Source organism: Roseovarius albus, from assembly GCF_900172335.1.
Taxonomy (GTDB): domain Bacteria; phylum Pseudomonadota; class Alphaproteobacteria; order Rhodobacterales; family Rhodobacteraceae; genus Roseovarius; species Roseovarius albus.
Window position 1 is genome coordinate 187,986 of sequence record NZ_FWFX01000008.1, and the last position, 10,159, is coordinate 198,144.

A 10,159-nucleotide genomic window follows, 5' to 3' on the forward strand; every position below is an offset into this window, starting at 1 on the left:
AGGCAGGGTGTAATTTAACCTGTATCCCTTCGATGTCCTTGTACTGCATCGGGTAAATGTTTGAGAATTTGTAATTATGGCGCACAGCAGTACCTATTCTAACAGCAACAAAACCACCGGTGGACTGTTCCATTGGGGTACCTTCTGGTTGTTGGTATCAACCCTTGGGGCTGTGGGCTTTTTCTGGGATGGGATCGCCGAACTTCTGCAAGCCTGGCAATTGCCCGAATACAGCCACGGACCCCTAATCCCGGTTCTGTCTGGGCTTTTGTTCCTGCGACAGCTCAAAGATGTACCCGTTGATCAACGCGAGGCCCCGGACTATTGGCCCGGCGTGTTCCTGTTGATCGTTTCGGTCATGCTAGGCGCGGCTGGTCGGTTACTCGAAATCAATGACATCGTGGCCTATGCGTTGATTCTGTGGACCGGGGCAATTTTGCTGATCAGCTTTGGCTGGAACACAGGCAAGCATTTCTGGCCACCGGTTGTACATCTGGTCTACATGCTGCCGCTGCCCGGGGCGCTATACTATGGTTTATCGACGTACTTGCAGGGGATTTCGTCTGAGTTGGGTGTCTATTTCCTGCAACTCATTCGCGTGCCTGTCTTCATGGAAGGCAATATTATTGATCTGGGAGTCTACAAACTGCAGGTCGCCGAGGCTTGTTCGGGTCTGCGGTATCTGTTCCCGATCCTGAGCTTTTCCTACATCTTTGCCGTGCTCTATCAGGGGCCAATGTGGCACAAGGCCGTGCTGTTGATTTCGGCCGCGCCGATCACCGTCTTCATGAACTCCGTCCGCATTGCCGTGGCGGGTTGGATCGTGAACAACTTCGGTCTGGGACATGTCGAAGGGTTTTCACATTTTTTCGAAGGTTGGGTGATTTTCGTTCTCTGCATCCTGCTGCTGTTCCTGCTGGCATGGGTGCTGGTCAAACTGCGCCGTGACAAGGTGGGCCTGATCGAAGCGCTGGATCTGGAAACTGACGGCCTGTGGACGCAGTTCAAACGCATCCAGTTGATCCATCCCTCAAAGGCGCTGATTGGCGGTGCACTGCTGATGTCCGGTCTTGCATTGGCATGGCAGGCTGTTCCAGAGCGCGATGTCACAATCGTGGAACGCGAGCCCTTCCTGCTGTTCCCTGCACGTATGGGAGAATGGCGTGCCGGGCCACATCAGCCGCTGGATCCCCAGATCGAAGGTGTTCTAAAAGCTGATGATTATCTCTCGGTTTATGTGAACAACCCAGGCCATCAGCAAAGTGTTGAATTGTTCATCGCGTGGTACAACGATCAATCTGGTGGCGGGGTGCATTCGCCCGAAGTTTGCCTGCCGGGTGCAGGATGGGAAATTGCCAGCCTAGAGCAGGTCGAGGTCAATCCAGCCGGGTCCGCCTTTACGCTAAACGAAGTGGTCATCCAGAAAGGTGTCCAACGAATGCTGGCCTATTACTGGTATGATCAAAACAGCACCCGAACCGCATCCATGTATCAGGCAAAGCTTCAGCTAATGCTTGGGAAGTTCGCCTCCGGACGCAATGACAGTGCGATTGTTCGATTGATCACACCCATTCGCGAGGGTGAGGGCGTCGATAGTGCCCGTCTGCGTTTGAATGATATGCTGGAAGAGGTGGTTAAGCCGCTTCAACGCTTTGTGCCCTAATCATTTGTATTCGATGATTTGCCTGCGGCGACCAAAGAGTTTGCGCAGCTTGTATTCAATGATGCCATGGGCCTCGGGCCACTTTGCAAACGTCAAAAAGCAAGCTCTCTCAAAGGCTTCTCGCCCGGTTCTTTGATCGCGTTTCGTCAGACGCATGACCTGAGCGGGGAATACCAGCAAGGCCAACAATAACAGCGGATTGAACAGCAAAGAGATCAAAATCACTGCGATGGGGAACATCGTCCATAGGAGCGCCCGACGCACTTCACGCACACCGTGCCTTTCGGGTGGTGCGCCGTGCATGTCAGCGCCCTCGGCATAGGCGTAGCCTGCTCGCCGGTTGCGTTTCCACCATTGACCGAGGCGTGTCATCGCGACGTCGTGCCAGGTCATCTCGTGATTCAATCGCCAGATGGACCAGCCCTTCGCCCGAAAACGCACACACAGTTCAGGCTCTTCTCCGGCGATCAAACTGGGATTATAGCCCCCCACCTGTTGCAAGGCATCCACACGCATCATCGCGTCTCCTCCGCAAGCTTGGGCCTTGCCGACAGGCGTGTCCCACTCCCAATCACACAGACGATTGAAAACCGAGCGTTCGGGATATCTTTCGCGTCGTCGACCACAGGCTACGGCCACCTCGGGATGATCTTGCAGAAACGTCACAGCTGCCTCGATCCAGCCGTCGCGGAATTCGCAATCACCATCGATGAACTGCACATAATCCAACGCCGCATCTGACAGCAGCGTTTCCAGACCTTCGTTGCGCGCACGCGCTGCGGTGAATGGTTTGCTTAAGTCAAGCTCATGCACCGTTGCCCCCGTCGCGAGGGCTGAGGCACAGCTTTCATCCGTTGATCCGGAATCGACATAGACGACATGTTTGATCCAGTCTGGAATCGAAGCCAGACAGCGCAGTAAACGCTCCCCCTCGTTCCGGCCAATGACAACGACCCCTATCTTAGATGACTTACTCATTGCTTAGAAACGGGTAACACAGGTTTAGTATTGGATGATCCGGGAAAATCAGGGCAAGCGTATCACGGTCTTTGGCGTAGATGTCCTGCAACCGAGCGACATTACTTTCAGATAATTGCGGGCGGTCCATCATTTGGCGGCTTTGTTTGATCCGGTCTCGGATGCCCTGTGGCACCAAATTGCGCCTTGCTGCGCGGGCAACCGGATTATCAAACAGCAAGCCGTGTAGCGGGAACTTGCGAATGCGTTCTGCTGAGCTGTTCATTTGTGTTTGTTCATCGTGCCACATGGGTCGGTTCTTATAGCCAAGAAACTGGCATACGTCTTCAAGCATGCACTGTGGACTTTTCTTCATGCTCTCCAAGCTGGTCAGATGAATGTTTTCGGCGCCGAAGGCATCGGCATAAGGTTTTATCTGATGGCCGTAGCGCCCATACTCAATCATCTCCGGGTGCTTCGCCAAAGACGTTTCAATATCGTCGGGATACACCCCCATGCTCCACTCGTGAATGTAGTGCGAAATCAAGCGTGGGATCGGGTTACGGATCATGTAGATCAACTTGGGCTGTTCAAGATGTTGCAACATCCGTGGCAGCGTTTCGGGGTAAGTTGGCAGCTTAGTGTAATGTGTGCTCGCCTCGCCGAGGAGGTCCCCTGATGCGGCAGGTTTGAACAAGTCGCGATAGGTATCTATTCCTCGTGCATACTGATTATCGTCGGAAAAGAAATTCGGCTCTTTCGGATCGGTCATAAAGATACCGTCCTGCTGCCCCAACTGCGCGGCCAAGGTGCTGGTGCCACATTTCATTGCTCCGATGATCACATAATCCGGAAACACCCGTTAATCCTTTTTGGCGTAGTTATTGCCGAGCGGCGAAAACACATTTGTCCAGATGTCCCGCCATTCTGATCGATTGGACTGAGGTATGCTCTTTCCGACCAAAAGCCTGAGACGCGCTACGACCCGGCCGAAACACCAGCACAGATTGGCGGTGACAAGCCCGAACCAACCATAAAACTGATACAGCATTCTTGTGCGTGAGGCATAATAATATCTGGGAAGCCTTTTTCGTTCCTGTGCCAGCGATTTCACCGGCCCGCTACCGCCGCGAAAATGCACACCGACGGCATTCTGAACATAGGCGATGCGCCATCCGGCTTTGCGCGCGCGCCAGCAATATTCGACATCTTCGAAATACAGAAAATATCCGGTATCCATCGGGCCAGTGTCGCTCCAGGTTTCGCGGCGCAGGAGAATACAAGCAAAGCTGGCCCACTCTATACTGTCAGGACTAGGCGGCATCGCCAACGCCACTTCGCGCGTCCGCAGCAGCTTTGAGACAGGCCCGCTTTCGGCACCGCGCGCGAGCTCACTCAACGGGCTATGGAATCGAAAGCAGCTAGTTTGTACTTCGCCCGTGTCATGCTCAATTTTTGGGGCAAACAAACCGATTGTTGGGTTTTGAGCCGCAGCATTCAGCATTGAACTCAAGAAACCCGGCCGAAGCACGGCATCCGAGTTCAATATCAGGTAAAAGTCTGCAGACTGGCTTAGTATTCCTTGATTGTGCCCGCCGGAGAAGCCGCTGTTTGAGGTCGCTTCCAGCAGATTCACTTGCTCTTTTTGTTCAAGCGATGAAATCCAAGTCCGCAACTTTTCAACAGATCCGTCATTAGAAGCATTGTCGACGATCACAACACGACCCTCAATACCCTGCATATCATCCAAGACCGACTGGACACATTGGATAGTCAGTTCCGCTGTCCGGTAGTTGATGACAGAAACAAGGATCTGCGCAGTGTCAGAAAGCTTCGAAGTATTCACGTCCACACTCATCAAGTTTGGCACTTGCGCGTAAACAATTGACTACGAGAAACCCGTCGTTTCATCAAATTGTTCTGCCCCAACTTTCCACGCTCAGCACCCAATATCTCTGCGATAAACAAACACCCAAATTTGTAGTCAAAATATAGAATTGGCTTGTCAATCAAGGCTTTCCCCTCATCATGAGGATTTGTGGTGTATTCCATTCTCTGATATGAGCTTTTGCTGACGGCATCAATGATTACATGGGTCAGGCAAGAACACGCATGCCAAACGCATTTGCTCATCTCGTATTGTATTCATGGCCTTTGATTGCTTTTTTCCTGTTTCGATTTCTGCCGTTACGCGCGGCCCTGATATGGACAATCGTTGCCGGGTATCTGCTGTTGCCCACGCGAGCCGGGTTTGACCTTCCGGCGTTTCCAACCGTCGACAAGGATTTTGTCGCGGTTGTCAGTGCATTGTTGATGTGTGCAGTCTTTGGACGAAAAGCCCAAACTCAGAATAGGCTTGTTCAGCGTGAAGGCCGTTCGCAACAAAGACTTCTCCAACCGGACTTAGCAGAGATTAACAGTCTGATCTTTGTGCCAAAGCGCGGCAACAAAATCTTCTGGGGCCTGATTGGGCTTGCCACTCTGTCGCCGGTCATGACAGTTCTGCAAAATGCTGAGCCCGCAATCAGAGGCCCGGGATTTATCCCGGGATTGAGGCCTTACGATGCCTTCTCAATTGCCCTGACCCTGCTGGTTACGATTTTGCCCTTCCTTCTTGGCCGACGGTATCTGGCCAGTGAAAGCGCGCAAAAACTGCTTTTGAAAGGTATCGCCCTTGCGCTTCTGATTTATTCATTCTTGGCATTGTACGAAGTGCGCATGAGCCCGCAGCTCAACACCATGTTTTATGGGTTCTTTCCACACTCCTGGGCGCAGCATGTTCGGGGAGACGGATATAGACCGTTGGTTTTCCTACCTCATGGACTGATTTTGTCGATATTTCTTGGGATGGGCGCCGCCTCGGCCTTTGCTTATTGGCGGTGCCAGGCCGATAAACTCAAAGCCGCAAAGTGGCTGTTGGTCGGGCTTTGGATCTTTGGCACGCTGGTCCTCAGCAAATCTCTGGGCGCTTTAGTCCTGACCATCTTGTTCTGCCCGGTGATTTTGTTCTTAGGTGTTCGCAGCCAAACAATCATCGCCGCGCTTTTTGCTGGAGTTGTCCTGACCTATCCGATGCTGCGCAGCGCTGATCTGATTCCCGTCGAGGCCATTCACAATGCTGCGCAAAGCATTGATGAAGGCCGGGCGCAGTCGTTGAAGTATCGATTAGACAATGAAGATCGACTTATTGAAAAAGCACAGCAAAAACCTCTGGCCGGATGGGGCGGATGGGGGCGGTCACGTGTGTATGATGAAAGCGGCTGGGATATCACGACCACCGACGGATACTGGGTCATCGTCATCGGCGCCGCCGGCTGGCTGGGATACCTAGCGCACTTTGGATTACTGTGTATTCCATTGGTATTGCTGGGAATAAAGGGGCGAAAGCTCGATCTCACCATTGCAACGTCTTCACTTGGCATAGTTCACTGCATCGCAATTATAGACTTATTGCCAAACGCGTCTGTCAGCCCGGTTCTGTGGCTGATCGCAGGTTCGGTGATGGGGCGTTTTCAAACGGCTAATACGCGTGCGGATCTGCTCGCTGCAAAAGAAGAGCCATTGACCTCAAGCGACACCCCGAGAGAAAGACAATCGCGGCCAGACACGCCGACAGCCCCCGAACTTCATGTCAGAGTGCCGCGCTAATTATTAGCTAGATGTTCATCCAGCTGCAGGGTTTGGAAGCAAGCAGGACATTGATCTCAAGTCAAAGCTCCGCGGTTAAACCCAGAATCAGTTTCGCTTTGGCCAAGAACATGCTCGAACACGAACGTGTATCCAACGTCCCAACACCCGGTTGATAATGGTCGACGGAATTTCGGTGCGCGTCAGGCATTTGTATAGCAGCAGCACATTGGATTTATTGGCCTTGATTTCCTTTCCTGAGCCATCAAGGCACACCAACGGTATGCGCGACATGATCCAATTTCTGAAAATCTGTGAATTCATACTAGGCCAACTTAACCCGCGGTTAAATTACGGTGTTGGCGTAGCGTTTCAAAACCAAAACACCGGGCCTATGTTGGCCCGGTGTCCTAATCTGAAATCAGATCATTTGTTTAGGCGTGCAGATCCTGCTTGATCCGCGTGCCATCAGCAGCAATTTCGCTTTCGCTGATCGGTGATGCCGATGGGTCAGTCTTGAGCGAGCGATAGAGCCCGATGGTCATAGCAATGATCACGAAGGAGATCGGGAAAGCCGCCGCAATCGACGCGGTTTGCAGGGCGCCAAGACCTCCCGCCATCAGCAGAACAATCGCGGTTGCACCGATCCCAGCCCCCCAGATGATGCGGAACTTTTTCGGTGGGTTATCATCGCCCATCGACAGCATTGTGGTGATCACCAGAGTGCCCGAATCCGCCGATGTCACAAACCATGAGAACAGCAACAATGTTGCCAAGGCCGACAGGGGCCAGGACGTCCAGCTCAAGTCACCCAACCAGGACGTTGCCCCAAGGTTGCCGATGGTGCCGTAGAGCGCTGCAGGCAGGTCCCAATTGCGTACGGTCTGGATCACACCTGCGCCGCCTTCAGCAGCTGGGCCACCCGCCATGTGCAGCTCTTGCCATATGGCGTTGCCACCAAACATGCACAGCCAGAAGAAGGCAATCGCAGTCGGAACAAACAGAACGCCAACCATGAATTCGCGGATCGTACGCCCCCGTGAGATGCGCGCAATGAACATGCCGACCATTGGTGCCCAAGCGATCCACCAGCCCCAGTAGAAGATGGTCCAACCACCCTGCCACGCGACGTTTTCTTCAGAACTTGCGGTCCAGAAGCCCATTGGAATGAAGTTCCAGATATAGTCACCCAAGGAGGTCACGTAGAAACCCAAAAGCCACTTCATTGGCCCGATGACAACAAAAGCCGCGAGCAGGAACATAGACAGCCAGATGTTCCATTCAGAAATCATCCGGATCCCTTTGCCAACACCCGAAACAGTGGAGACCGTTGCGATGATGGTCACGATCACAATCAGTGCAATCTTGAGACCCATTGTAGGTTCCATTCCGAACAAAACGTTCAGACCGGTGGCCATCTGGCTGGTGCCCAGACCCAATGAGGTCGCGATCCCAAAAACGGAACCAAAGACTGCCAGTAGGTCAACGCAGTGACCCCAGGGGCCATAGATCCGCCCGCCGATCAGAGGGTAGAGTGCCGAACGCATGGTCAGAGGAAGCTTTTTACGGAAACCAAAGTACGCTAGACAAAGACCAACAATCACGTAGAGCGCCCAACCGTGGAAGCCCCAGTGGAAATAGGTCACGCGCATCGCGTCAATTGCGCGCTGCATATCCATTACACTGTGTCCCTGCAGTTCAGCATGTGGATTGTTTGGATAACCGAAAGCGCCAGAGTTGTCGAAATAGAAGATCGGCTCGGCCACGCCGAAGAACAGGATGCCGATACCAATACCCGCGGAAAACAGCATCGCGAACCAGCTGAAGTTGCTGAATTCAGGGCGCGAGTCGTCGTCACCCAGACGCAGGCTGCCAAACTTCGAGCACATCAGGAAAAAGCAGAAGAACATCACGCCGGCAAGCACCGAAATGTAGTACCAGCTCAGACCGCTTTCGATCCAACTGCGGACGGATTTATAGAGGCCACCGGCAAATTCGACATTCAGAACCGTGAAGATCACAAAAACCGCGATCATGGCCTTTGCGGCGATGCCCATGCCTGGGTGGAGCCCGGTAAAAAAGCCGCTTTTGGCGACCAGGTGGGAATTGGAATTGCTGTCACTCATGAGTTCGCTCCCTTTGTTGACAGGTTGTTATTGGCTTGTGCGCGACACGAGGTCACCAAAAGCAGTGGGCCGGGCTCAAACCAAACCCGACCCACCCGAAAATGCTGACTGGCGCATGCCAAACCTCCAAGGAATGCACCGCTCCCCATTGGGACGAGTGAGTGATATGTCAGCAGTTCCATTTCTTACGAACTACCGTTGGCCGACATGGCGACCTGCACCATCCGGTTTCGGCAACCCGGCATGTTGTTGAGCAAAGACGCCCAGTTTTGCTGCCACTTCATCTGTTGGTAAAGACGTGCCTCGTGCGTTCAGATCCATGTGCAGCAGCAGAGTTTCGACCGTTGCAGCAACGCCATCCGCTTTTTGCAGGCGATGGAAGAGGTGCATTGTTTTACCTTCGCCCTTAAGCACCTGGGTGGTGATGCTCAACAGATCGCCCTCGTGTAGCTCATCCAGAAAGCGCACGTGGTTTTCGACGGTGACGTAACTGCCACCTGCGGCGAGGTAATCCGCACCGCAGCCAATCATTTCCATGAACTTGTCGGTCGCCTGCGCCGAAGCTTCGACATAATGCGCCTCGTTCATATGACCGTTGTAGTCCGTCCAGCTTTGCGGGATCGGACGGCTGACGGTTATCGTCAGATCAACCGGTTCCGGTTCTGGCAGGGTCGACTCGTGATCATTGATCGTGCCGCCAGCCCCGCTGCCGGATTTCTTCAGCGCGCGCATCATGCCGATAAGGTTGTCGTCACGCAGGCGTTCCAGCTCGCGGATGGACATATGGCCGGACTGCGCATCTGATTGACCCGCGATCAGTTCGACCAGTTCCTCGGTAAACTCGGGCACGTCCATCAGCTTGGTCCATTCCCACGCAAGGGCCGGGCCGAACTGCGCCATGAAGTGCTTCATGCCCGCATCGCCGCCGGCGATGCGATAGGTTTCAAACAGGCCCATCTGTGCCCAGCGCAAGCCAAAGCCCATCCGGATGGCCTCGTCCAGTTCCTCAGTCGTGCAGATGCCATCCTTGATCAACCACAGACCCTCGCGCCAGACCGCTTCAAGCAGTCGGTCGGCGATGTGCGCGTCAATCTCTTTGCGCACGGTCAGGGGATACATGCCAACGGAGCACAGAATGTCAGAGGCCCGCACGCAGGTATCGGCATTACCAACCAGTTCGACCAGTGGCAGCAGGTAGACCGGGTTGAACGGGTGCGCGACAACGGCACGTGCCCCCTGTTCGTTGATCTCGGACGGCTTAAATCCAGAAGTGGACGAGCCGATCACAGCCTCCGCACCAGCCAGTTCCGAGATTTGTCCGTGGATCTTGTGCTTCAACTCCAGACGTTCTGGTACGCTTTCCTGAATCCAGGCCGCACCGGCCACAGCTTCAGCCAGATCCGCGTGAAAGGTAAGCGCACCCTCGGCGGGCAGCGCTTTGTCATAGAGCGACGGCAAAGACCGGCGGGCGTTGGCCAGCACTTCGTTAATCTTGCGCTCGGCCTGCGGGTCCGGGTCAAAGACGGAAACATCCCAACCGTTCAGCAGGAACCGGGCCACCCAGCCCCCCCCAATGACGCCACCGCCAATGATACAGGCTTTCTTGACCGCACTCATGCTGCGACACCTTTCGCGACCGGGGCGCGTTTTGTGAGACCCAGTTTTTCGCGGACGGCGGCGGGGCCGATGATCTTGGCACCAAGGTTTTCGATTACCGTGACGGCGCGGTCGACCAGCTGTGCGTTAGTGGCCAGAACGCCCTTGTCGAGGAAGAGGTTGTCCTCAA

General features: G+C 54.1%; 8 protein-coding genes. 2 read left to right on the plus strand and 6 right to left on the minus strand.

Annotated elements, in window-relative coordinates; all coding sequences use genetic code 11:
- Positions 1-76: 76 nt before the first annotated feature.
- A complete protein-coding gene (gene xrtD, locus ROA7450_RS13715) occupies positions 77-1,663 on the plus strand; it encodes a VPLPA-CTERM-specific exosortase XrtD (protein WP_085806418.1) in 1,587 nt (528 codons plus the stop codon).
- Here xrtD and ROA7450_RS13720 read toward each other — a convergent pair whose 3' ends face one another.
- From ROA7450_RS13720 to ROA7450_RS13730, 3 genes are read right to left on the minus strand one after another with little or no spacing between them, the layout of a single operon-like run.
- The gene (locus ROA7450_RS13720; protein ID WP_085806419.1) at positions 1,664-2,641 is read right to left on the minus strand and encodes a glycosyltransferase family 2 protein; all 978 of its coding nucleotides are present in this window, start codon (positions 2,639-2,641) and stop codon (positions 1,664-1,666) included. It abuts the gene before it with no gap.
- Positions 2,634-3,479 (minus strand): sulfotransferase domain-containing protein, encoded by an 846-nt coding sequence (locus tag ROA7450_RS13725; RefSeq protein WP_234999523.1) that lies wholly within the window; start codon positions 3,477-3,479, stop codon positions 2,634-2,636. Before ROA7450_RS13725 ends, ROA7450_RS13720 begins: the two co-directional genes overlap by 8 nt.
- 3 nt (positions 3,480-3,482) lie before the next feature.
- Positions 3,483-4,466 (minus strand): glycosyltransferase family 2 protein, encoded by a 984-nt coding sequence (locus tag ROA7450_RS13730; protein WP_234999524.1) that lies wholly within the window; start codon positions 4,464-4,466, stop codon positions 3,483-3,485.
- 386 nt (positions 4,467-4,852) lie between these two features.
- Here ROA7450_RS13730 and ROA7450_RS13740 point away from each other — a divergent pair, with 386 nt between their 5' ends.
- Positions 4,853-6,268, plus strand: a complete 1,416-nt coding sequence (locus tag ROA7450_RS13740; RefSeq protein ID WP_234999525.1) for a hypothetical protein — start codon at positions 4,853-4,855, stop codon at positions 6,266-6,268.
- 413 nt (positions 6,269-6,681) lie between these two features.
- Here the strand turns inward: ROA7450_RS13740 and ROA7450_RS13745 are convergent, their stop codons facing one another.
- From ROA7450_RS13745 to ROA7450_RS13755, 3 genes are all read right to left on the minus strand, one after another.
- On the minus strand, positions 6,682-8,373 hold the full coding sequence (locus ROA7450_RS13745; protein WP_085806424.1) for a BCCT family transporter: 1,692 nt from the start codon (positions 8,371-8,373) through the stop codon (positions 6,682-6,684).
- 192 nt (positions 8,374-8,565) lie between these two features.
- Positions 8,566-9,990 (minus strand): carnitine 3-dehydrogenase, encoded by a 1,425-nt coding sequence (locus tag ROA7450_RS13750; protein ID WP_085806425.1) that lies wholly within the window; start codon positions 9,988-9,990, stop codon positions 8,566-8,568.
- Positions 9,987-10,159: 3-keto-5-aminohexanoate cleavage protein (locus tag ROA7450_RS13755; RefSeq protein ID WP_200812962.1), on the minus strand; the 173-nt coding region annotated here is incomplete at its 5' end. The genes ROA7450_RS13755 and ROA7450_RS13750, both read right to left, overlap by 4 nt.

Coding starts and splice junctions, on each gene's coding strand:
- xrtD (WP_085806418.1), top strand. CDS start 77: ATGGCGCACAGCAGTACCTATTCTAACAGCAACAAAACCACCGGTGGA.
- ROA7450_RS13720 (WP_085806419.1), bottom strand. CDS start 2,641: ATGAGTAAGTCATCTAAGATAGGGGTCGTTGTCATTGGCCGGAACGAG.
- ROA7450_RS13750 (WP_085806425.1), bottom strand. CDS start 9,990: ATGAGTGCGGTCAAGAAAGCCTGTATCATTGGCGGTGGCGTCATTGGG.
- ROA7450_RS13745 (WP_085806424.1), bottom strand. CDS start 8,373: ATGAGTGACAGCAATTCCAATTCCCACCTGGTCGCCAAAAGCGGCTTT.